The sequence below is a fragment of the Streptomyces sp. NPDC043726 genome (assembly GCF_056436565.1).
Window position 1 is genome coordinate 127,315 of sequence record NZ_JBWKCI010000002.1, and the last position, 23,114, is coordinate 150,428.

Below are 23,114 nucleotides of genomic sequence, written 5' to 3' on the forward strand. Positions count from 1 at the left end.
ACCGTTCCGCCGCCCGGTCAGGCGGCGCTGCTCCGCGGGACCTGGTGCGGGCAGGTCCGGTCGTGATCGCTGCCGAGGCTCGTCCACCAGCGCTCGCAGCAGGCCCCGTCGAGCTCGGCGCGCACGATGCCCTCGGCGGGGTCGGCCGCAGGCCCGGAGACGGCGTGCGGCGCCGCCGGCCGCGCCCACTCGGCGAGGGCGCGGCGCTGGTCACCGATCACGCTCTCGCGCACCACGGCGATGACGGGGACGATGCTGGCGGCCGCGAACAGACACGCGGCCCACATCGGCCCGTACCGGTATTCGAGGACCGCGATCCAGGCGAGCCCGGCGCTGGTGGCGACGTAGAGGGCGGTGAGGAGGCGGCTGAAGCAGTTCATGGGCGTACACCGTCCGTGCGATGAGGGATGCCGCTTGTCCAACGGCGCGCGGCGCCCCGGGGACTCGGGTGATTTCCCGCCCCGCCCCTTCGAACTGCTGTCAGACACCGACCACGCGTGTACGGAAAGCAGCGCGATAGGCGTACGGCGTGGTCCCCACGACCTTGCGGAAGCGCTCCCGGAAGGCCGTGGGCGAGCCGAACCCGGCCTGCTGGGCGATCCGCTCCACGGAGTGGTCGCTGTTCTCCAGCAGGTACTGGGCCCGCCGCACCCGCGCCCGGAGCAGCCACTGCAAGGGGGTCGTCCCGGTCTGCTCGCGGAAGCGGCGGCTGAAGGTCCGCTCGCTCATCCCCGACCGGGCGGCGAGCACCGCGAGCGTGATGTCGTCGGACAGATGGTCCTCGATCCAGTCCATCAGCGGCTCCAGGGTCGATCCGCGCGGTACGGGCGGGTGCTCGTGCACGATGAACTGGGCCTGTCCGCCCTCCCGTTCGAGCGGCATCACGGACATGCGGGCGGCGTTCGCGGCGACGGCGGAGCCCAGGTCCCGGCGGATCATGTGCAGACACATGTCGAGGGCGGCCGCGGCACCGGCGGAGGTGAGGATCTGGCCGTTGTCGACGTACAGCACGTCCGGCTCGACCTCCACCTCGGGGTAGCTCCGGGCCAGCAGATCGGCGGCCACCCAGTGGGTGGTGGCGCGCAGCCCGTTCAGCAGCCCCGCCTCGGCCAGCACGAACGCGCCCACGCACACCGACGCGATCCGGGTGCCGGCCTCGGCGGCCTGCCGCAGCGCGGCCACGACCCGCTCCGACGGTGGCGGGGCTCCCTCGGCCCGCCCCGGCACGATGATCGTGTCCGCGTCGGCCAGGACCTCCAGGCCCCGGTCCACCCTCAGTCCGAACCCGCAGTCGGCGCGCACCTCGGGGGTCTCGGCGCAGAGGCGGACCCGGTAGGCGGGCCGGCCGTCCGGCAGCCGGGTCCAGTCGAACACCTGCATGGGCGCCGCCATGTCGAACGGCACGACGTCGTCGAGGACAAGGATCGCCACGGTGTGCATGGAGTCACGATAGGCGGATTCGCGCCGAGGTCAGAGACGCAGGTCACGCCCCTGAGCGATGGACAAGCGCAGTCCAGGACTGTTGGCGAGAATCCGTTGGAAGCTGTCACTTGCGCCTCTGTGCGATCACTCGGGCGCTTCGTAGCGTGACGGCGTACCCCGGCACACCCATGGCACAGAGGCGGACGCCCCCTGATGACGAAGTTCCTGCTGACCCTGCACGTCCTGGCCGCGATCGTGGCCATCGGCCCGGTCACGGTCGCGGCCAGCATGTTCCCACCGGCGGCACGCGCGGCGGGCGAGCAGGGGCTGCACACGGTCCGCCTGCTGCATCGCATCTGCCGCGTCTACTCCGGCGTCGGCCTCGCCGTACCCCTGCTCGGCTTCGCGACGGCTGTCGCGATGGGCGTTCTGGGCAGTGCTTGGCTGATCGCGTCCATCACGCTGACGGCGGTGGCAGCGGGGATCCTGGTCGCCTTCGTCCTGCCTCGCCAGGACGAGATCCTGGAACAGCTCACGACGGACAAGGCGCCGGATCGGTCAGGAACGGTCCAACTGGCCATGTTCACAGGCATTTTCAACCTGCTGTGGGCTACGGTGACGGTCCTGATGATCGTCCGGCCGGGCTCCACGACAGGCGCCTGACCAGGCAGAATGGCGGCTCGTGGGGGCTTGGGCGGCTGGTCTTCGCCCGTCAAGCCGGATCCCTGAATTAGCACCCCCGTGTGCCCGGGCGCCTACACTCGGCGGTCGTGCCCATGCGGATGGGCCACGACACGAAAGGCGCGTTGACGGGTGTTCCAGGATTCCCCTATTTACGACCGACTGATCTCGGAGCGCGGTGACGTTCCCACACAGGTGCGCCGGGAGGCCGAACGCGTCAGCAGGGAACTGGAGTTCGTCATGCAACCCCTCCATTCCTTCGGCACCCCACCACCAGTGGAACGCCCCACGAACCCGGGAGCGGGCTGGCAACGCTCGGCCCTGCCGCCGGGTTCCCAGCACTGACCCCGATCCCGGCGATGCGCCTCGGACGCCGATCATCATGTGCCCGCAGATCGTCCCACGCTCGATGCCCGAGCTCCTCCAGTGGCTGCCGCGGGCCCGTCGGCCGGGTTGAGCCGCTGGGTGTGAATGAGATTTGTGTCACAACGGGATTGGATGCAGGGCTCAGCCAGGTGGCAGGATTTCCCCCCTCACTGGGCCTTGATGCCTCGGGTCATTGGGGTGACGCGCCGGGTTTCTCTCCTCGTGTGTGCCGACGGGCATGGACTAGGGGGGTGCGAGTGGGCTCATACTGAGCCATGACCAAGCCCGCGGTACCGAAGCGTCACCTGCCCACCAGCCCCTTCAAGGCTCCGGCCACACCGGCTCCCAAGCATTTCGGCATGGGTGACCAGGTCACGCATGACGTGTACGGACTCGGCCGGGTGATCGGCATCGAGGACGGAATCGCGGCGCTCGTGGATTTCGGCTCGGAGCAGGTGCGGGTCCTGAGCCCGTACTCCAAGATGACCAAGCTGTAGAACCCCTGAGCCGCGCGTTCCGGCCCCAGGGCGAACAGGCGTCCGCCTAGTTCAGATGTGTCACCGAGTTCGCCCCGTTCAGCCGAGACGCCGGGGGCTGCGCAGGTTGTGACAGCCACTCGGCGATCGTTCTCGCTATCGGCTGGCCCGTCTCCACCTCGATGAAACCGAACTGGCCTGACTGGTTGCACTCCAGGAACCACCAGGTTCCGTCGGCGTCCTCGGCGAAGTCGAAGGCCCCGTAGGAGAGTCCGGCGCCGCGCAGGTAGGCGTGGACGCTTTCCGCGATGCGGGGCGGTACCTCCGCCGGCTGCCACGGAGTCGTCGTCGTGGCGAAGCGGACGTCCACCTCGTCCGGTGACGCGTCCGGTGGTACCGCTTTGCGGGCGGCCAGGAGGCTGTCGCCCACCGCGGTCAGGCGGATGTCCGCTCGCTTCGCCACTCGGCGCTGGAGCAGCGTCGGGCCGAAGGCGACCGCGGAGAAGTCGGCGTCGGGCGCGACCCGGCTCGTCGGCACCGCGCGCGGGGGGTCCTGAGGGTGTGCGCCCGAGACCGGCTTGACCACCAAGTCGGGGTAGCGGGCCGCGAATTCGCGGGCCGCCTGCGGAAAAGTGGTGATCAGGGTCGCCGGGACCGGAAGGCCGCAGCCCTGCGCCAGGCGGAGCTGCCATGGCTTGTGGCGGGCCCTGTGGGCGGCGTCGGGGTCGTTCATCCAGCGGGCACCGCTGGAGCGGAGCATGCCGTAGAGCGCCTGCGCGGACTCCTCCGTCAGCCAGGGCGACGGGCGGGCCGCGCGGGCCGCCGGGGTACCCGGGCGGCGTACCCATATCGAGCGCAGTCCGTCGATGCTCACCAGTCGGCCCCCCGACGACAGGTGGCCGCGGAAGGCGCCGTGGACGTACTCACCGGACAGCGCGGCCCCGTCGGTCAGGTCGGCGGGATCGAGCCGGACCACCGGCGTCGCGCGGTCGTTGAGGTGCACGACCACCATGTCGGCGGTCACGTCCTCTTCGGTGGTCAGAATCAACACGGTCATCGTCGCCGGTTCCGCGTTCAGTCGTCGAAGTGAGTCTTCGAGCCCGCCGTGGACGTGGTCGTCCCCAGCTCTCTGAGCAGAGCGTGGTCGCTGGCGGCGATCCGCCCGTCCAGGAGCACGTTCAACTGCAGTCCGCAATCGTAGGCGTAGGCAGCGGTGACCTTCGTATCCGCTGCCGGACGTGCGTAGTTGAGCGCGAACGGTTGCATCGTCTCTCCCTCGCCGGTGCTGCTCCGATCAAGCGAGCCACCCACCCTGGGACGTCGCTTGGTCCGCCGACTTCCTTCGGCTTCCACCCACTTATACGAATCGAACGGGTGGTTGGTTTCCTTACTCTGAGTGACCATCGACCGTTCGGTCCTCCGACTGCTGTCCCCAGCAGGCCTGTTGGCCGGCTCGGGACTCAGGCGGCATCACCGCGTCGACCGACGCCCGCGGGCCCGGACAGCGCCCCCGGACCCCGTCTGCCGACGGACCCGCGCAAGGCGCGCAGGGCGAGCAGAAGTACGCCGATGTCGTCCAGGTACACCGGATCGGGCAGTAGATCGGCCGGGAGTGCGAAGTACGCGAGCGCGCCCCAGAACACCCAGCGCGGTCCGGTCGGCAGGCCGGCGCGGCGCAGCCTGCGCCGGGTCCGCACCAGCCGGACCAGCACGGCTACCGCCACGGCCAGCAGGGCGGCCGCGAGGATCGCGGCGACGACGATCACCGCTGTGGTCGTGTCCACCGACCCCTCCTCACTCGAGGGCGCGCACAGGAACTCGCGGGCGGGGCCCGCGCACACGCGTCTCTTGACGGATTCCCCCCTCCGGCGCGCCTATGGCCGGCGCGTGGCAAACGGGTCAATCGAACGTCCGGCAGAGCACGAGTACGGACGGGTCGTCATACCCCTGGCCCCCTCGGGTGGCGGGTCGGGTCGGCAACCCCTAGTAATGGTCTGCGTACAGTCGCGTGTCGCTGCGGGGGCGCAGGAGCGGCAGCTCACCCTTCCCTGGAGCCGAGGAATGATCACCCGCTCTTCATCACCCAGTTCGAACGACTCCGACATATCCTCCGCCCTGGCGGAGGAGTCCGAGCTCCCGTACCTCGACCCCGTGGGCGGCCTGGTGCACGCCGCCGTGGCCGACCGTCCCGTCGAGGAGGTCGCCCAGCTCGTCATGTTGCTGGAACGCTCTCCCGACCATGCCCAGGCCGCTCTCGAAGCGCTCCGCGCGGTCGGCGTGGACCGTTCCGTGGAGGACGTGGCCCGGCTGATCGACCTGCTGACCCGGCCGCCACGCACGGCCGACAGCGCCGACGAGACGATCCGAGCCGCTGCCGAGCGACGGTCGCTGGACGACGTGACGCGGCTCGTGGCCCTGCTGCACCGCTCCGACCTGGAGCCCCACTGCGGCGAGGAGGCCGTGCGAGCGGCCGCGACCGGACGCCCGGTCGAGGAGATCGTCGAGCTGATCCGGCGCTTCTCGGAGGGCCGGGAGTCCCACCACCGGCCGTCCGAGGAGCGGCTCTCCGAGGAGCGGTCGTCCGAGGAGCCGCCGGCGGAAGAGCGTGAGCAGGCCGTGCCGGTCGTGACGGGCCCGGCGCCGAGGACCGCGCCGCCGTCGCCACGGCCTCCCGCCTGGCCGGGCCGGATCGCCGTCGCGGCCCTCGTGGTGTGCGCGGTGGCCTACTTCCCGCTGCACTGGGACGGATCCTCACTGCGCGTCTACGGGCTCGCGCTCGGCATGTCGGTGGCCTGTCTGGGCGTGGCCCTGCTGCTGACGCTGCGGATCACGGCGCCGGTCCTGGCGGGCGCGGTCCTGGTGCCGGGGGTGCTGGCCGCGGCCCAGCTCCTGGCGGACCGGTTGCCCTCGGCGGGCCTCGCCCGGGCCCTGGACCTGACCCTCGCCCCGGCCTGGGCGGCCGGACCCGCCGCCGTCTGCGCCGCCCTGGCGTCGCTGACCGCCCTGCTGGTGCATCTGGCGGTGTCGACGCAGGGCGGGAAGGCGACGACAGAGGCGCGCGAACCGGCCGGGGTGACGAGCGCGGCGGAGTGACCGTCCCCCCGACGCCGGTACGGCCGCCCGCACCGGCGTCGGGGACACGGCCCTTCGGGCACGCCTCACGCGGCGTCGGCACAGGCTTCGAGGGCTACTCGTACCGCATCGGTACGGGGCCCGCGACGGCACCTGAGCCGGCGCGGGAGGCTGGGCCGTCGCGTCTGCGTCAAGCCCGGTACGGCGTGTGCGACTTCGCAGGTGCACGACGAGCGCCAGGGCGGCTCCGGTCAGTGCCATGACAGCGGCACCGACCCAGTGCCGCGTGCCTCTCGGCGGTCGTATCGGTCAGGGAGGCCACGCCGAAGCAGGCGACGGTCAACCCGGCGAACAGGGCAAATACGCGTACCACTCTCCGACTGCCCGGAAGGGATCAGCCGGCGTCGCCGCGCCCCTTGGGCAGTCCTCCAGCCGACGCCGGTACGTCCTCCGGCCGCTCGTCGTCCGTCCCCGCCCGGCTTCCGGTCTCCTCCGGTGCCGGCCCCGGCTGCGGCCGTAGTGCCAGGGCCGTCTCCTTGAGGCGTCCGAAGGTTCGGGTCAGCTGCTGGAGCGGGGAGTCCGGCTGGGGCTGCCTCTCGGGCGGGGCGCCGGCGGACTCGCGGTAGGCGGCGAGCGCCTCATGGGCCTGCTCGGCGGCCTCCCGGTACAGGTCGCGGGACTTCGTCATCGCCTCCAGCGCCTCGGCGTACATGGTCACCAGCGCGCGCTGACGGGCTAGTTCCTCTTCCACGGTGAGCAGACTCCACCGCTCGCGCAGCGCGGTGACGGCCTCGTCGGCGCCCGCGGGCAGCGGCCTGACCAGTGCCGCGAACCGGGTCACGGCGGCGATCAGCTCGGCCGGTTCGGAGCCGTCGAGGAAGACGCTGCGCACCGAGAACCCGGTCGCGTCGTACTCCGACGGGGCCGGAGAGCCGGGCAGGACGACGGCGCCGCCCCGCGGCACCTCCACGCCCGCGTCCCGCAGCGCCCAGTTCACCACCCGCAGTTGCTGCGGGGCCGCCCGGTGCTCGACCACCCGGTGCCGCAGGCTCGGCGGCAGCATGCCCGCGAGCGGGGTCCGCCCGCGCTGATCGGTGGTCATCGCCTCGTGGACGACGACATGGATCGTCCAGCCGTCGCGAGCGGCGTCCTTGAGCAGGCGCCGTACGGCCTTGTCGTCGTCGGGAAGAGGGTTCAACTCGCGCAGCCGCCCGCCCGTGACGGGCTCACGGTCCCACCCGGAGTCCGGTTCGTGCGGCCAGAACAGCTCGGCGGGCGAGGGCCACCGCGGGTCCCAGGGGCGCTCGGCCTCCGCCGCCAGCACCCACGCCCCGCCCTCGGAGAGGGTCAGCCGGGCCCGTACGGTCACCGTGTCCTCGACCTGCCAGCGGGCCTCGAACACCCGCTCGCCTTCGTGCCGCGCCTCGGCCGGTTCGAGGAAGTCGTCGAGGCCGCCGCCGTCCTTGTGCCGTTTCAGACACTGCCGCACCACCTCCTCGGCGGCGGGTTCGGCGTACTGGCCTCGGGCCAGCCACACCGTGGTCGGAGTCGTGGGGTGGACGGTCTGCGAGCTTGGCATGAGTCCTGGGGGCGACGGGGGCAGATGCTCGTCCCAGTATCGACGCCGCAGGCAGCCACGTGTCACCGGGGGTCCGCACACGGGGTGTGCGCGGACCGCTCGGGTCGAGTGCGGTTCACTCGTGGCCCGGTCCGGCCCCGGTCATGAGAATGGCCGTGCGCAGGGCCCGCCCACCATCCGCATTGGGGCGGGCCCTGCGCACTTCCGGTCAGCCGTGGTACTTGATGTACCCGTTGCCGTCCGCGTCCGAGCCGCTCTTGGTGTAGGAGTGCGAGTCGGCGCCGGCGCCCGTGGGCTTGTAGAGGTAGATCGAGTCCTTGTCGTTGTTCCAGATGAAGTTGCAGTTGTCGCGGTAGACGACGTTGTTCGCGTCCGAGTCGGTGCCGTGGCCGCCGCGCAGCTTGATCTGGTCGCCGGGCTGCAGGTAGTGGTTGGCCGTGAAGACGAACTTGTTCCCGGCGGCGTCCTTGACGACGTACCCCTTGAGGTTGACCGTCTTGCTGGACGAGTAGTTCTTGATCTCCAGGTACTCGGCCTTGGAGTTGCCGGTCGTGCAGTTGTTGGAGTCGCTGCCCGGAGCGTCGTACTGGACGCCGCGGATCTTCAGCGCCGACGAGTACTCGGTGGCCTGGGCCGGAGCGGCGGCAAGCGCGGCCAGGGTGCCCGCGGCAGCGGCCGTCGCGAAGAGCATGCGTATACGCATGACGAAGTCCCCCCTTGTGAAGGTTCAGTGAAGAACAAGGATCATACGACTGGTCGCGGGGTTCACTGCTCCGGCGGCACCTCCGACATGACGCCGTCCGGGTCCCTGACCCAGCTTCCCTTCGACACGCCGTACACCTTCTTGCCTTCGAGCCACTTCCAGGAGATGTGCTGGAGGTCCTTGTTGGCCTTGCGTTCCCAGACCGGGTTGTGGTCCCAGCCCTCGATGCGGATCATCAGCTTTTTCTCGCCGCTGATGTGCTGGTAGAGCCGAGGAACGGAGAAATGCAGCGTCGATCCCAGGATCTCCGGCGTGTTGGCCGTTCGGTCCTCGTCGCCGTAGACGATGCAGACCGGTACGTCGGTGCCGCCGAGGACTTTGCCGTGCGATGCGGTGTGCTTGTTCCAGCCCCACCAGTAGGAGTTGCGCCACCGCATGACGCCTTCGGGCTGCCCGGCGGTCGTGCCGCCCCACTTCTGGCCCTCGGCGTCACACTCCATGATGGACTTCCAGACATGGTTGGCCAGGTTCTTGTCGGGGATGCCGTTCTGGACACCCGCCTTGCTGGTCAGGTTCATCGGGAAGCCGAAGACCTGGGCCGGCGTGGACTCGGCCTCGTTGGGCACCTTCGCTCCGGGAGGTGGGGCGAAGGGCTTGGAGGGATCCGTGGACCAGCGGCCGTCCGGGGGGAAGATGGGCGCCAGCAGGAACAGGCTCGCCACGTCCCCGGGGTGCTGCAGGGTGTAGGGACCCATGACGAACGAGGCCGCGGACCAGCCGACGAAGGCGATTTTCTGGTTGTTGCACCGCGCCCTGATGAACTTGACGACGGTGGCCAGCTCGTCCCACTCGCTCTTGGAGTTGCCGAGCTGTTTCGCGTAGGACGCCGTGTCCTGCATGCAGTTCGACGTGCCGGGATTGGTCTGCAGGAGGCCGCGTTGAGCGGGATTGGCGTTGCACGGGTCCTCCATTCTCGGGCGGGGCGAGAGCCCGGAGCCCTGGAGGTCCATGAGGTACACGTTGAAGCCCTTGCTCGCCAGGGCCTGCGCCCAGCTGTAGCTCGTGTCCGGGTGCGGGGAACCGCCCTGCGGAGGGAGTACGAGGTCGCAGCCGGGCAGGACCGGCACGCTTCTGCCGTGGAGCATGAGGACCGGCTGGGGGGTGCCGGGGCCGGAGTGTCCGACGGCCTTGTATTCCCGTACGAAGAGCTCGACCACCTCGTCGCGGTTCGCCGGGATGGTCGATGTGTGTTCGACCTTGTGGTCGATGGGAGTCAGATGCGACACGGTCGCCTCCAATGTCTGTTCGCTTTTGGGAACGGTTGTTCCCAGTGGCGGCCAGCATTGGGGCGGGACCCGGGTGCTGCGGGGAGCCGGGGCGGTGGGTCGCGCGGACGGTGACTGATCGGGTGGACCTGCTCCGCCGGTCAGCGGGGCGCGCGACCGCGCCCCTGTGCGCCGGAGCCCGCGCCACCGCGCGCCCCCATCGGTCGCGGACGCGCTTCAGTAGCGCTGTGCCTTGGTGACCTTCGCCGTCAGCTGTGACTCGGGCGGCTCGTGGCTGATGGCGAGAGGCTGGGCCCTCTCCCCGGGCTCCAGGTCCTCGGCGCCGACGTAGCGGGTGTCCACGACCTTGCCGGCGGCGTCGAGGAAGTCGACCTGGACGGCGTAGGAAGCGGTCTTGTCCGTGCTGTTGGTGATGTTGACGACGACGGCGCGCAGTCCGCCGGTGTCGGCGCGGGGCTTTCCGGTGAGGGAGACGTCGGCCGTGGCGTTGCCCTGGCCGTCCACGTCCTTCAGCTCCTCCTGGGCGGCGGCGTTGGCGCGCGCCACCTCGGCGGACACGGAGGCCTCGAACTCGGAGGCGCGCGCCTCGGCGGAGGACGCCGCGGCGGACAGGGACGCCTTCACCGACTCGGCGAGCGTGCCCAGGGCCGAGGGCACGCTGCCGGAGAAGGACACGGTCTTCGGCGCGGTCGGAGTCGTCGTGGCCGAGGAGCCGTTGTCGTCGTCGTCCGAGCAGGACACGAGGGTGACCGCGCAGAGCGCCGCCACGAGCACTCCGGACACGGCCATGGCCGCCGAGTGCTTCCGGGGCGGCCGAGTCGGTCGCGGGGGGCCTGTGCGCATCGCCGGTGATCCTTCCGTCGGGCTCTGGCTCCCCCCTGCCACATCGTGCACGACGTGTAGTCGGGCAGCCACTCGGAGGCTCACACCTCCGGGAAGGGCCGCAGCCCGTCCAGCACCCGCACCAGCTCCCGCGCCGCCCGCGCGTCCTCGGCCCGCACCGACTCCGTGAGAGCGACGACGACGGGCCTTCCCGCGCATACGGCGGATCGGGCGGCGGACTCCCAGCCCGGCTGCCCCCGGAAGGCGGTGCGCCGGGGGCCGCCGGCCGCGGCAGCGGAGGAGTGCCACTGCTCGGTCCGGCAGATGCTCCCGAGCAACTCCAGCAGCCCGGCCTTGCACCGCACGTCCGGCGCACCGGCCAGTTCGAGCAGGAACGGGACCGTCGGCGCGGTCGCCTCGCCTACGACGAAGCCCAAGGAGCACACGGCGTCCCCGAGTTCGTCGAGCGCGAGGGCGGCCGACTCGTCGTCGCCGTAGGCGATACGGGAGAGCAGGGACGGGATGTGCCGGGCGGGGGCTCCCTGGGCATCGCGCAGATCGGCCCAGCGGACCCGGGGCAGACCCTTCAGGACGGTTCCCATGCCCGACATCCTCTCAGCCGGATGCCGAGGGGCCCGGGGCGCACCGCCCCGGGCCCCTCGGCATCCGTTCGGATCAGGCGCCGCTCTCGCGGAGCATGTCCTCGCGCTCGACGATCTTCACGCGCTCGCGGCCCTGCGGCTCGCCCAGCGCCTTCTCCGCGGCGTCCAGCTTGTACCAGCCCTCCCAGGTGGTGAAGCGGATCGCGCGCTCGCCGAGGAACTGCTCCACGGCCTCGGGCTCGGGGGATGCGGGCGTCTGGAGGCGGCCGCCGGCGAAGTCGTCCAGGAGGTTCGCGACGGTCTCGTTGGCGTCGCCCTTGGTGTGGCCGATGAGGCCCACCGGGCCGCGCCGGATCCAGCCGGTGACGTACGTGGACTGCAGGTGCTCGCCGGACTCCTGCATGACCCGGCCGCCCTCGTCCGGGACGGTGCCCGAGTCGATGTCCCAGGGCAGCTTGGGCAGCTTGTCGGAGAGGTAGCCGACGGCGCGGTAGACCGCGGTGACGTCCCAGTCCTTGAACTCGCCGGTGCCCTTGACGTTGCCGGTGCCGTCCAGCTCGGTGCGCTCGGTGCGCAGGCCCACGACCTTGCCGTCCTTGCCGAGGATCTCCGCCGGGGACTCGAAGAAGTGCAGGAACAGCTTGTGCGGGCGGTCGCCGATGTCGCGGATCGCCCAGTTCTCCAGCGTCTTGGCGACCATGTCGACCTGCTTGTTGGAGCGGCGCTGCTCGATGGAGCCCTCGTCGTAGTCGATGTCCTCGGGGTTGACGATGACCTCGATGTTGGGGGAGTGGTCCAGCTCGCGCAGCTCTATCGGGCTGAACTTCGCCTGCGCGGGGCCGCGGCGGCCGAACACGTGGATCTCCACGGCCTTGTTGGCCTTGAGTCCGTCGTAGACGTTCGGCGGGATCTCGGTCGGCAGCAGCTCGTCGGCGGTCTTGGCGAGGATCCGGGAGATGTCGAGCGCCACGTTGCCCACGCCCAGGACGGCGACCTTCTCGGCCTCCAGCGGCCAGGTGCGCGGCACGTCCGGGTGGCCGTCGTACCAGGAGGCGAAGTCGGCGGCGCCGTAGGAGCCGTCCAGTTCGACGCCGGGTATCTTCAGCTCGCGGTCGGCCATGGCGCCGGTGGAGAAGACGACGGCGTCGTAGAAGGCGCGCAGGTCGTCCAGGTGCACGTCGGTGCCGTAGTCCACATTGCCGAAGAGGCGGACCTGGGGCTTGTCGAGCACCTGGTGGAGGGCGGTGATGATGCCCTTGATGCGGGGGTGGTCGGGGGCGACGCCGTAACGGATGAGACCGAACGGGGCCGGCATGCGCTCGAAGATGTCGATGGAGACACCGGGCTCGGCGGCCACATCGGACTTGAGCAGCGCGTCGGCGGCGTAGATCCCGGCGGGGCCGGCTCCGACAATGGCTACCCGCAGGGGGCGGGGCATGATCAGGTTCCCTTCGAGCGATGACAAGCAACTCGACGGGAAGCCTAAGCTAAGGCAACCCTAAGTCGGTACGCGGGTCCGGTCTATGAGCTCATAAGGCCGGCTTATGGGAAGTGAAAGCCGTACGAGGGGCCGGGTCGCGGCGCCCTCGTACGGCTGCCTTTCGGGTGGCTCAGTCGATGTGGAAGCTGTCCCCGTAGACCTTCCAGTCCAGCGGGGTGTCGAGGTCGAGGTTGGCCGCGCGCAGGAAGACGCGCTGGGCGGTGTCGACCCTGCTGGTGTCGCTGTGCGCCTCCTCCTGCTTCATCGCCCACACCCGGGCGTCGAGGAAGGCGTGCAGGTACCTGACCTCGTCGCCGCCCTGCGCGGGCGGCCGTGCGCTCTGCAGCGCCCGCCTGCGGATGCTGCCGAAGCTGAGGGGGTCGGATCCGCCCCCGTGCATCACGATCGCGTCGTAGTACGCGAACTGCCCGAGCACGCGCAGCCCGTCCGCCTTGGCCTGGCGGACGGCCGGGTCGAAGTACACGCGGTCCCGTTCGTCGTTCTGCGCCTGCTGGAAGGCGCGGTCCTGGGCCGCCCTGCGCCAGTCCCGCGGATAGTGCGGGTCGAGCCCCGCGTGCGAGTCGGTGCCGTCCACCGCGCGCAGCGCGGGCAGGTACCCGGCGAGCACGTTGCCGGGCCTGCGGTCGGCGTAGAGCTCCACGAGGTCGAGCATGTCGCCGGTGCCGGAGCAGAAGCCGATGATCCCGGCGGTGTAGCCGCGGCCGTCGCCGATGTCCTCGATGTACTTGTACTGCGCCTTCCAGTCGAGCGAGGAGTTCTCCGCGCTCGACACCAGCTTCATGGCGATCTCCTTCTTCGCCGGGTCGTCGAGTCCGGGCGCGCGTACGGCGCCGGCGTACGGGGCGTTCAGCAGGGGTGTCGCGGTGACCGACACGCCGAGCGCGGCGAGCAGGGCGCGACGAGAGGGGTGCCTCACGGGGGCTCCAAGGAGTGGTGGGGGGTGGGTGGTTGGAGGTACGTGGCACTGATAGGAAGGTTTACTATCAGATGGCTCCGCAGTACACCCCACGCGTCGGAACTTCGATCCGCGGGATTACGGCAGCGGCTGTTCCGCCCAGATCACCTTGCCCGCGGGCGTGTACCGGGTGCCCCAGCGCTCGGCGACCTGGGCGACGAGGAACAGGCCCCGCCCGCCCTCGTCCGTCATCGCCGCGTACCGCAGATGCGGTGAGGTGTTGCTGCTGTCGTAGACCTCGCAGATCAGCGTGCGGTCGCGCAGCACCCGCACCCGGATCGGGTCGCCGCCGTACCGGATCGCGTTGGTGACCAGCTCGCTGAGGATCAGCTCCGTGGTGAACGCCAGGTCGTCCAGGTCCCATTGGGTCAGCTGCCGGCTCACGGAGGAGCGCACCTTGGCAACGGCCGCCGGATCCGACGGTACGTCCCATTCGGCGATCCGGTCGGCGGGCAGGGCCCGGGTCCGTGCGACGAGCAGGGCGATGTCGTCGCCCGGACGGTCCGGGAGCCGCGCGTCCAGCACCGTGCGGCAGGTCTCCTCCGGCGACTCGCCCGCCCGCGCGAGGGCCGCGCGCAGCAGTTCGAGCCCCTCGTCGATGTCCCGCACCCGGTCCTCGACCAGACCGTCGGTGTACAGCACCAGACGGCTGCCCTCGGCGAGGTCCAACTCGGCTGTCTCGAACGGCAGTCCGCCGAGCCCGAGCGGCGGCCCCGCGGGCACGTCGGGGAAGTCGACGGTGCCGTCCGGGCGGATGAGCGCGGGCGGCGGATGACCGGCCCGGGCCACCGTGCACCGCCGGGTGACCGGGTCGTAGACCGCGTACAGACAGGTCGCCCCGGTCACCGGCGCCGTACTGCCCGCCGCCGCCTCGTCCTGGTCGATCCGGCCGACCAACTCGTCCAGCAGGGAGACGAGTTCTTCCGGCGGCAGATCCAGCGCGGAGAAGTTGTGCACCGCCGTCCGCAGCCGCCCCATCGTGGCCGCCGCGTGCAGTCCGTGCCCCACGACGTCGCCGACGACGAGCGCGACGCGCGCCCCGGACAGCGGGAGGACGTCGAACCAGTCGCCACCGACCCCGGCCTGCGCGGGCAGATACCGGTAGGCGATCTCCAGGGCGTTCTGCTCGGGCAGGTTGCGCGGCAGCAGACTGCGCTGGAGCGTCACCGCCATGCTGTGCTCGCGGGTGTAGCGGCGGGCGTTGTCGATGGAGACCGCGGCCCGCGCGACCAGTTCCTCGGCCAGCTCCAGCTCCTCGGCGTCGAAGGGCTCCGGCTTCCGCGACCGCCAGAAGCTCACCACGCCCAGCACCAGCGCCCCCGCGCGCAACGGCACCGCGATCAGCGAGTGGATGCCGTACTCCACGACCTGCGCAGACCGCTCCAGGTCCTGCGCCTGCCAGCCCGGCGCCTCGGCGAGCAGCGGCTCCAGCACCGCCTGTCCGCCGGCCAGTGCCCGGGCCTGCGGCGAGGTCTCGACGAACGCGATCTCCTGGCCCACGGGATACAGCGGCGCGTCCTTGCCGATCCCGCTGGAGGCGGTACGGCGCAGCGGGGTCACCGTCTCCGGCTGGCCGCCGCTGAGGACGGCGCCGAACAGGTCCACGGTCACGAAGTCCGCGAACCTCGGCACGGCCAGTTCGGCCAGCTCCTCGGCGGTGCGGGTGACGTCCAGGCTGGTGCCGATGCCCACGCCGGCGTCGTAGAGCATGCTCAGTCGCTCGCGCGCCGTCTCGGCCCGCCCCGACAGGGCCCGCAGCTCGGTGGAGTCGCGGAGCGTGGCCACGCTGCCGGACGGGCCGCCGCGCAGGTTCGTCGGGCGCTGGTTCACCGCCAGCAGCCGCTCCTTGACCAGGTGCACCTCGTCGGTGGCGACCCGGCCCGAGTCCAGCAGCTCGGCGGTGTCGGGGGCCAGCCCGAGGTCGGCGACCTGGCGGCCCTCGGCGTCGGCCGGCAGATCGAGCAGGCGGTGCGCCTCGTCGTTGGCGAGCAGCAGCCGGCCCTCGTCGCCGACGATGATCACGCCTTCGCGCACCGCGTGCAGCACCGCGTCGTGGTGCTCGTACATGCGGGTCATCTCGTGCGGGCCGAGGCCGTGCGTCTGGCGCAGCAGGCGCCTGCTCACCAGCGCGGTGCCGCCAGTGGCGAGGGCCAGGGCCACCGCCGCCGCGCTCAGCAGGAGCGGCAGCTGGTCGTCGGCGGTGCCGCCGACGGTGGCCGTGGTGATGCCGGCCGACACCAGGCCGACCACCGTGCCGTCGTCGTCCTTGATCGGCACCACGGCCTGCACCAGCGGCCCGATCGTGCCGGTGATCTCCTCGGTCACGACCTCGCCGCGCAGCGCGGGCTCGATGTTCCCGACGAACTGCTTGCCGATGCGGTCCGGCTTGGGGTGGCTGTAGCGGATGCCGTCGGTGTTCATCACGACGATGAAGTCGACCTTCGTCGTCTCACGGGCGGCCTCGGCGCGGGGCTGGAGCACGGCCGAGGGGTCGGGGGCGTCGAGCGCCTCACGCGTACCGGGCGCGTTGGCGAACGACTGGGCGACCGCCACCGAGCGGTTCTTGGCCTCCTGGGTGCTGTCGTGCCGTACCTGGAGCACCAGCGCCACCACCGCGGCCACGACCAGCAGCAGCACGATGACGACCTGGAACAGGAACACCTGGCCCGCCACACTGCGCCCGCTCAGCGGCGAAGGCGCACGCCGGTGGTGCGCTCTCCCGGGCCGTCCGGGGTCCGGCGCGCCGCCCGCGCGCACTCCTCGGGCGCGGCCGGGCGCACGGTGGGGGCGCGGACCGCTGCGGCGACGGAGCGACCGGGCCCCGGATCGACCCGAGAGTCGGACCATGAGCCATGTCTACACTGCCCGACCGCCGGAGGCGAGAGGCGTCACACACCGTTACAGGCCGTCGCGCTCTCCCCTCGGCCGTCCCCCGTCAGGTGTCACGTCCCGGTGCGGTGCGGCGGGTGGCGAGCAGCAGCGCGATGTCGTCCGGCCGGTCGACGGTGTGCCGGGCGGTCGTGGTGAGCCAGTCGGCCACCTTGGACAGGCCGTGCCCGCCGGGCCGACCGAGCGGGGCACCGGACTTGGCCAGGGCCACCCGCAGCGCTCCGATGCCGTCGTCGATGTCCTCGCCCGGCCGCTCCACCAGACCATCGGTGTACAGAGCCAGCACCTCGCCGGGTTCGATGACCAGCTCCGTCACCGGGTAGCGCTCCTGCGGGTCCACCCCGAGCACGATACCGCCGGCCAGGTCGACGGGATGCGTACGGCCGTCCGGGCGGCGCAGCAGCGGCGGCAGATGCCCTGCCCGCGCGGCCCTGGCCACCCCGGTGACGGGGTCGAGGCGGATGTAGCAGCAACTGGCGAACAGCCCGGAGTCGATGTCGATGAGCAGCCGGTTGGTGCCGCTCATCACCTCGTCCGGCGGCCGGTCCCCGAGCGCGAACGCCCGTACGGCGGTGCGCAGCTGACCCATGGCGGCCGCCGCCTGCACACCGTGGCCCTGGACGTCTCCGATGACCAGGGCCAGAGCGTCCCCGGCGGCGACGACGTCGTACCAGTCCCCGCCCACTTCCATCGCCTGCGTCGCGGGCAGATAGCGTCCTGCGGTCTCCAACAGGGGGTGCGCCGAGAGCCGCCGGGGCAACAGTGCCTGCTGCAGCCCGCGGGCGAGCGCCGCCTCGGTCTCGTAGCGCTGGGCCTTCTCCATGGCGTGCGCGATCAGCCCGGCCAGCGCGGTGAGCGCGGCCCGCTCCTCGCTGCTGAAGCTGCGGGGCCGGTCGAAACCGAGGATGCAGGAGCCGACCGGCCGCCCGGAGGCGATCAGCGGCAGGAACGCGCGGGCGCCCTCGGTGGCGTCCAGCGACATGCCCGGGTAGGCGTCCTTGAGGTGCTGCATCGAGTCGAAGAACAGCGGCCGTCCGTTGGTGAGCGTCTCCACGCCGGGCAGCCGCGCGTCAAGGCCCACGCCCTCGAAGGGAGCGAGGAATCCCGGCGGGAAGCCGCTCTCCCAGGCCAGGTACAGATGCCGCTCCTGCAGCAGGTAGATGGCCAGTCGGCGCCCGCCGAACGCGGGCAGCAGTTCCTGCATGACCACCGCGGACACCTGCCGGGCGGTGACCGCCTCGGTCAGCGCGATGGCGAGGACGATCGGCCGGTACAGGGGCGCCATGGAGGGAGCCGAGGCCGTCTCGACATCGTCCGCCGGTGCTCCGGCGGGCGCCTCGGCGACCCGGTGCGCCGGGCGGACCAGACAGGTCAGCAGGTCCGGGCCGGGGTGCAGCGACAGGGCGAGCCAGTCACCGTCGTACTCCCCGGCGACATCCGGGTTGGGGCGTCCGACGTGGAAGTGCAGCGGTTCCGGCGACAGCAATGCCCCGCGCAGATGGTCCTCACAGCCGGGCTGGTTCACCCACGGCACGGCGTCCCACAGGGTTCTGCCGACCAGCTGCGGGCGCGGGCGCTCCAGCAGCTCGGCGGCGCGCGGGTTGGCGTAGACGACCGTCCCGAGCCGGTCCAGCGCGAACACGCCCTCCGGCAGCAGATCGGCCGCGGTGTCGGCCGCCGCGCCGGGTCCCGGCTCCAGGACGACTCCGTGCACCACCGACGAGGGACCCTTCGGGTCGTCGTACGACCTCCACAGCTCGACGAGCCGCAGCGCGCCGTCGGTGCCCCGAACGTACAGCGGCAGGGGCGGCGGACGGCCCGCGGCCGTGTCCCTGAGCGCGGCCAGCAGCGGCTGCGCCTCCTCGGGGGCCACGGTGGCGGCGAAGGCCGCCTCGCTCGCGACGCACTCCTCGGCGGACGCCCCGAGCACACCGCGCAGCCGCTCGTCCACGGTCACGGCGCCGGTGGCGGGATCCCAGGCGAAGCTTCCGGCCCGTCCGGGCGGGTGCAGGGCGGGCGGCCGTACGCACAATGGCTCGCCGTCCCACCACACCGCGTCGTCCTCCAGGCCGCGCAGCTGTCGGGCCAGCTCGTCCGCGACACCGGCCAGCAGCTCCCGCTCGGGCAGCAGCTCGGTGGCGTCCGCGGCGGACGGCCGCAGCACCGTCAGTACGCCGTACGCCGTCGACCCCGCCGCGACCGGCTCGTACAGCGAGCCGAACTGGAACGGCAGACCCGCGGCGAACTGGGGGTAGCGGCGCATCGTCTCGGTGGCGTTGGCCAGCACCACCTCCACGCCCAGCCGGTGGGCGTCGGCGACCGGGAAGGGGCGGTCCGCGTGCAGCCGCCACCAGGGCCTGAACAGGGGGCCGGGCAGTCCGACGAGCACCGACAGGCGCAGGATTTTGGGCGTGTTGGAGCACAGATAGACCCCGGCCGCGTGTCCGCCGGCCACCCTGAGCGCCTCCAGTGAGGCGTCGATCAGCAAGGCCGTCGGCCGCCCGGATGTCCGCTGCGCGTACTCGGCGCTCCCTGTCATCGGCCCCTACCTCGTCCGTGCGCCGTCGCACGGGGCGACACAGCAAGAATGCGCCTCGGATGCCGCCGGGCGCACCTGGGACGCCTGATGGGGTGCCGGGTTCCGTCGCCCGGCGAGCGCCGGTCCCCTAGGGGCGCGCAGTTCCCCGCGCCCTTAGGGGACCGGCGTGGCCGGAGTCGCCTCGAGAACCTGGAAATGCGTGGGGGCTGCGGCTCGCTCACACCCGTCAGGTTCAAGCCGGGGCGCCGGGCGGAGGGGGTGTGCCGCAGGGCTTGGTGTGCTGGTCAGCGGGGTCCGCGCTGCCCGAGCACCGCGTGCGCCCCATCTCAGCACCACGTCTCGGTCAGCGAGCCGTGCGCGCTCCAGCACCGCGTACCGGTCACCGGAGTGTGCGCCGCCCCAGCACCGCGTACAGCCCCGCCGACACCACCATCCCCACCGGCAGCGCCAGATCCAGGCCGCCCAGGGCCTCGGCGACCGGGCCGGTGTAGGCGGTGTTCACGCACAGGGCCGCCGCCGTGACGCCCGCCGCGAGGGCCGCCGCTCCGGGCAGGTGGACGCCGCCCGTGTACCAGAAGGGGCTGTTCCGGCTCTCGTCGGTGAGGGCGGGGCCGTCGTAGCGGTTGCGCCGCAGGGCGATGTCGGTGGCGAAGAGGGCGACGGCGGGGCCGAGGAGGACCACGGTGAGCTGGAGGACGTTGCTGACGGTGTCGAGGAAGTCGGAGACGAGCAGCCCGTACAGGGTGAGCGCGACCGCCACGGTGCCGTCGGCGAGGACGCTGAGCGAGCGGCGGATGCGGATGCCGACGGCCTGGAGGGCGAGGCCCGCGCTGTAGGCGGTCAGGGCGTTGATGGCGATGGTGCCGAGGACCAGGGCGAGCAGGAAGACGGGGTCGAACCAGCCCGGCAGAATCCCCTGGAGCCCGGACTGGGGGTCCGTCATGTCGACCGCGGTCGCGGCGAAGGCGCCCAGGGAGCAGACCACGACACTGGGCAGGAAGCCACCGAGGAAGGTCCAGCCGACGACCGCCTTCGCGGGGGTCGTCCGGGGCAGGTAGCGGGAGAAGTCGGCGCTGGTGGTGTACGACAGCGGCCCGGCGCCGATCAGCGTCACTCCGGCGAGGAGCACTGCCCACAGGTCGAGGCCGGTGAGCGGTTCGGCCGGGGTGTAGGAGAAGTCCGCGTGCCGGAACACGCCGATCGCGACGACGGCGAACACCGCGGTCAGCGCCAGGGTGATCGGCAGATACAGCTTCATGATCAGGGCGTGGCCGTACACGCCGATGGTCAGGGTCAGCGCGGCGACCACCAGGACGACGACCACCTGGACGGGTGTGGTCGCGGTGACCCCCGCCAGTTCGACCAGGGCGAAGGCGGCCGTCGAGGCGGCGGCGAGGTTGAGGGCGAAGTAGCAGACGGAGATCATCCAGCCCATGACCGCGTTGTTCACGCGGTTGCCGCGCACACCGAACATCGCGCGGGTGATCACCTCGCTCGGCGCGCCCGCGGCGGGGCCGGGTATGGACAGCAGCCCGGTGAGCAGCCAGAAGAGATTGCCCACCACGATCACGGCCAGCGCCTGCCAGAGGGTGACGCCCATGAGGATCAGCGCGCCGCCGATGACGAGGCTCAGATAGTTGACGTTCGCCGCGGCCCAGACGGAGAACAACTGCCGCGGTCGGCCACGGCGTTCGGCGTCGGGGATGACGTCGATGCCATGAGCCTCGATACGGCCCGCCCCCTCGGCCCGGTCCGCCGCGACGGCGGCGTTGTGCTGAGGGTCGTCGATCGTGGACGCCATGCGGCCCCTCCGGTGCTGGTACCTGTACCCACCTGCTTGCTTATTGGTCGCACACTCAATAGCATCGATTCCATGCCGTCAAGCGTCCCGAACAAGCGAATCCGCAAGCCTCCGGGGGAGAGACGTGCGGAAATCGTTGCCGCCGCCGCTTCCGTGGCCCTCGCCGAAGGGCTGGAGTGCATCACCCTGCGGCGGATCGCCGAGGAGCTCGATGTCCGCCCCGGACTGATCAGCCACTACTTCCCGGCCGTCGACGACCTGGTCGCCGAGGCCTACGGCACCGCGGCCGGATCCGAACTCGACGAACTCCTCCCGCCCGACCGCGCCGAAGCCACGCCCACCGAACTGCTGGCGCGGTTCTTCACCCGGACGGGCGGCGGAGCGTCGTACGACGACATCAGCCGCCTCTGGCTGAACGCCCGGCACCTCAGCCGCTACCGGCCGACCCTGCGCGACCGGGTGGCGGTCCAGGAGGCCGCCTGGCGGGACCGGCTCGAGTCGGTCATCAGCGAGGGCGTCGCGCGGGGCGAGTTCCGCACCGACGACCCGATGCTGGCGGCCATCCGGATCCTGGTCGTCCTCGACGGCCTCGGCATGCTCGTCAACAGCGCCGACACCGACGACGACCCGCCGGAGATCCGGCTCATGCCCGCCCTCACCGCCGAACGCGAACTCGGCCTGCCGCCCGGCACATTGACTCCCAGCTGACCCCTTCCCAAGGAGAGTTCCGCGTGCGCACCACCCTCGTCCTGCTGTCGGCCCGGCTGCTCGACCCGGCAACCGGCCGGCTCCTGCCGCACACCGCGCTCGCCGCCGCCGACGGCCGTATCACCGCGCTGGGGGACGACCGGGAGATCCGCGCGCTCGCGGACCCCGCCACCACGGTGATCGACCTCAGGGGCGCCGTCGTCACCCCCGGCCTGGTCGACGGCCACCTCCACCCCGTCTCCGGCGCCGAACTCACCCACGGCCTGGACCTGTCCGGCTGCACCGACGTGCCGCAGGTACGCGAGGCCCTCGCCGGCGCGGTGCGCGAACTCGCCCCCGGCGCCTGGCTGCACGCCTGGGGCCTGGACCCCAACGTCTTCGCCGGGAGCCCCGTCGAGACCGCCCCCTTCGATGCCGTACTCGACGGCATACCCGCCCTGCTGCTGCTCTTCGACGCGCACTCCATGCTGGCCAGCCGGCGCGCGCTGGAGCTCGCGGGCGTCGACGGGCCGCGCTCCTTCGACCAGGCCACCGCCGAGGTGGTGTGCGACGCCGACGGCCGCCCGACCGGACTGCTTCTCGAGGACGCGGCCTGCGAGCTGGTGGAGCGCGTCGCCCCGCAGCCCACCCGTGAGGAGCGTCGCGCCCGGCTCGCCGCCGTGCTGCGGGCCATGGCCGCGGCGGGCCTGACCGGCGGCCACGTGATGGACGCGAACGGCGACAGCCTGGCCTTCTACGGCGAACTGGACGCGGCAGGTCAGTTGCCGCTGCGGCTGCGCGTCGCCCCGTGGTGCCAGCCCGGCACCGACGCCGAGGGTGTGCGCGCGCTCATCGCGGGACAGGGCGCGGGCGGGCGGCTGTGGCGGACCGCCGGCGTGAAGATCTTCATGGACGGCACGATCGACAACGGCACCGCCTGGCTGGAACAGCCGGACTGCCACGGCGAGTCGCGCAGCGCCTTCTGGCCGGACCCCGAGGAGTACACGCGGGTGGTGGGCCAACTCCACCGCGCCGGAGTGCCGGTGGCGACACACGCCATCGGTGACGCGGCCGTACGGCATGTGCTGGACGCGGTGGCGAAGGCGCGGGCCGAGGGAGAGGCCACCGGGTCGTCCGGCGTATTGCACCGGCCCGTACGGCACCGGATCGAGCACATCGAGACGGTGCCCGACGACACGCTGGCCCGGTTCGCCGAACTCGGGGTCGTCGCCTCCATGCAGCCCACCCACTGCTGCGACTTCACCCGGGCCGACCACACCGACAACTGGTCCCGGCGCCTGGGAGAGACCCGAGCGTCCCGAGCCTGGCGCTGCCGGGATCTGCACGACTCCGGCGCCGTGGTGGTCCTCGGCTCCGACTGGCCGATCGCCCCCTACCCGCCGCTCGGCGTGATGGCCGGCGCCCGCCACCGCCGCCCCACCCGAGACCTGACCCGCCCACCGCACGGCCCGGAACAGGCGCTCACGGCCCTGGAAGCGCTACAGGGAATGACGGTGAACGCGGCCTACGCGGCGGGGGAGGAGCACGAGTCCGGACGCCTCCGGGTGGGCCATCGGGCCGACTTGACGGTCTTCGCGGACGATCCGCTGACCACGGATGCGACGGAACTGGCGGATCTTCCGGTGGTGTTGACGGTGGTGGACGGGGCGGTTGCTCATCGGGCCGCTGACGTCTGAACCAGCCGTTTGAGCCGCATGCCGCGCAGAGCAGGA

At 71.7% G+C, this 23,114-nt stretch carries 21 protein-coding genes; 6 read left to right on the forward strand and 15 right to left on the reverse strand.

What is annotated here, in order from left to right:
• Positions 1-17 precede the first annotated feature (17 nt).
• Both AC068Z_RS05290 and AC068Z_RS05295 read right to left on the reverse strand, forming a co-directional pair.
• A complete protein-coding gene (locus AC068Z_RS05290; RefSeq protein WP_478552503.1) occupies positions 18-380 on the reverse strand; it encodes a hypothetical protein in 363 nt (120 codons plus the stop codon).
• A 100-nt stretch (positions 381-480) separates the two neighbouring features.
• Positions 481-1,440, reverse strand: coding sequence for a GlxA family transcriptional regulator (locus tag AC068Z_RS05295; protein WP_478552504.1), 960 nt, complete (start codon positions 1,438-1,440; stop codon positions 481-483).
• Positions 1,441-1,635: 195 nt separating this feature from the next.
• Here AC068Z_RS05295 and AC068Z_RS05300 point away from each other — a divergent pair, with 195 nt between their 5' ends.
• From AC068Z_RS05300 to AC068Z_RS05310, 3 genes are all read left to right on the forward strand, one after another.
• On the forward strand, positions 1,636-2,085 hold the full coding sequence (locus tag AC068Z_RS05300) for a hypothetical protein (protein WP_478552506.1): 450 nt from the start codon (positions 1,636-1,638) through the stop codon (positions 2,083-2,085).
• 150 nt (positions 2,086-2,235) lie between these two features.
• The gene (locus AC068Z_RS05305; protein ID WP_478552508.1) at positions 2,236-2,448 is read left to right on the forward strand and encodes a hypothetical protein; all 213 of its coding nucleotides are present in this window, start codon (positions 2,236-2,238) and stop codon (positions 2,446-2,448) included.
• 296 nt (positions 2,449-2,744) lie between these two features.
• Positions 2,745-2,966 carry a hypothetical protein gene (locus AC068Z_RS05310; RefSeq protein WP_451732466.1) on the forward strand — a complete coding sequence of 74 codons (222 nt, stop codon included), beginning with the start codon at positions 2,745-2,747 and terminating at the stop codon, positions 2,964-2,966.
• Between the two features lie 46 nt (positions 2,967-3,012).
• Here the strand turns inward: AC068Z_RS05310 and tgmB are convergent, their stop codons facing one another.
• The 3 genes from tgmB to AC068Z_RS05325 form a co-directional block, all read right to left on the reverse strand.
• Positions 3,013-4,002, reverse strand: coding sequence for an ATP-grasp ribosomal peptide maturase (tgmB, locus tag AC068Z_RS05315; protein ID WP_478552511.1), 990 nt, complete (start codon positions 4,000-4,002; stop codon positions 3,013-3,015).
• Positions 4,003-4,019: 17 nt separating this feature from the next.
• Entirely contained in the window at positions 4,020-4,211 is a 192-nt protein-coding gene (tgmA, locus tag AC068Z_RS05320; RefSeq protein WP_478552513.1) for a putative ATP-grasp-modified RiPP, read from the reverse strand.
• A gap of 194 nt (positions 4,212-4,405) precedes the next feature.
• Positions 4,406-4,729, reverse strand: coding sequence for a DUF1232 domain-containing protein (locus tag AC068Z_RS05325; protein ID WP_478552515.1), 324 nt, complete (start codon positions 4,727-4,729; stop codon positions 4,406-4,408).
• A 277-nt stretch (positions 4,730-5,006) separates the two neighbouring features.
• On the opposite strand from AC068Z_RS05325, the gene AC068Z_RS05330 reads away from it, so the two are divergent.
• A complete protein-coding gene (locus tag AC068Z_RS05330; protein WP_478552517.1) occupies positions 5,007-6,038 on the forward strand; it encodes a hypothetical protein in 1,032 nt (343 codons plus the stop codon).
• 373 nt (positions 6,039-6,411) lie between these two features.
• Here the strand turns inward: AC068Z_RS05330 and AC068Z_RS05335 are convergent, their stop codons facing one another.
• From AC068Z_RS05335 to AC068Z_RS05380, 10 genes are all read right to left on the reverse strand, one after another.
• Positions 6,412-7,596 (reverse strand): hypothetical protein, encoded by a 1,185-nt coding sequence (locus tag AC068Z_RS05335; RefSeq protein ID WP_478552519.1) that lies wholly within the window; start codon positions 7,594-7,596, stop codon positions 6,412-6,414.
• A gap of 208 nt (positions 7,597-7,804) precedes the next feature.
• Positions 7,805-8,299 carry a lamin tail domain-containing protein gene (locus tag AC068Z_RS05340; RefSeq protein WP_478552521.1) on the reverse strand — a complete coding sequence of 165 codons (495 nt, stop codon included), beginning with the start codon at positions 8,297-8,299 and terminating at the stop codon, positions 7,805-7,807.
• Between the two features lie 62 nt (positions 8,300-8,361).
• Positions 8,362-9,585 (reverse strand): alpha/beta hydrolase, encoded by a 1,224-nt coding sequence (locus tag AC068Z_RS05345; RefSeq protein ID WP_478552523.1) that lies wholly within the window; start codon positions 9,583-9,585, stop codon positions 8,362-8,364.
• A gap of 216 nt (positions 9,586-9,801) precedes the next feature.
• Positions 9,802-10,428 (reverse strand): FxLYD domain-containing protein, encoded by a 627-nt coding sequence (locus AC068Z_RS05350; protein WP_478552525.1) that lies wholly within the window; start codon positions 10,426-10,428, stop codon positions 9,802-9,804.
• Between the two features lie 80 nt (positions 10,429-10,508).
• A complete protein-coding gene (locus tag AC068Z_RS05355) occupies positions 10,509-11,009 on the reverse strand; it encodes a hypothetical protein (RefSeq protein ID WP_478552527.1) in 501 nt (166 codons plus the stop codon).
• 73 nt (positions 11,010-11,082) lie between these two features.
• On the reverse strand, positions 11,083-12,447 hold the full coding sequence (locus tag AC068Z_RS05360; protein ID WP_478552529.1) for an FAD-dependent oxidoreductase: 1,365 nt from the start codon (positions 12,445-12,447) through the stop codon (positions 11,083-11,085).
• Between the two features lie 172 nt (positions 12,448-12,619).
• Positions 12,620-13,426, reverse strand: coding sequence for a chitosanase (locus AC068Z_RS05365; protein ID WP_478552531.1), 807 nt, complete (start codon positions 13,424-13,426; stop codon positions 12,620-12,622).
• 117 nt (positions 13,427-13,543) lie between these two features.
• Positions 13,544-16,312, reverse strand: coding sequence for a SpoIIE family protein phosphatase (locus AC068Z_RS05370; RefSeq protein ID WP_478552533.1), 2,769 nt, complete (start codon positions 16,310-16,312; stop codon positions 13,544-13,546).
• 88 nt (positions 16,313-16,400) lie between these two features.
• A complete protein-coding gene (locus AC068Z_RS05375; protein ID WP_478552535.1) occupies positions 16,401-18,893 on the reverse strand; it encodes a SpoIIE family protein phosphatase in 2,493 nt (830 codons plus the stop codon).
• Positions 18,894-19,272: 379 nt separating this feature from the next.
• Positions 19,273-20,694, reverse strand: coding sequence for a purine-cytosine permease family protein (locus AC068Z_RS05380; protein WP_478552537.1), 1,422 nt, complete (start codon positions 20,692-20,694; stop codon positions 19,273-19,275).
• Between the two features lie 72 nt (positions 20,695-20,766).
• Between AC068Z_RS05380 and AC068Z_RS05385 the strand changes: the two genes are divergently transcribed.
• Positions 20,767-21,402: a TetR/AcrR family transcriptional regulator gene (locus tag AC068Z_RS05385; protein WP_478552539.1), complete on the forward strand. Its 636-nt coding sequence runs from the start codon at positions 20,767-20,769 to the stop codon at positions 21,400-21,402.
• A 23-nt stretch (positions 21,403-21,425) separates the two neighbouring features.
• Entirely contained in the window at positions 21,426-23,078 is a 1,653-nt protein-coding gene (locus tag AC068Z_RS05390) for an amidohydrolase (protein ID WP_478552540.1), read from the forward strand.
• Positions 23,079-23,114 lie beyond the last annotated feature (36 nt).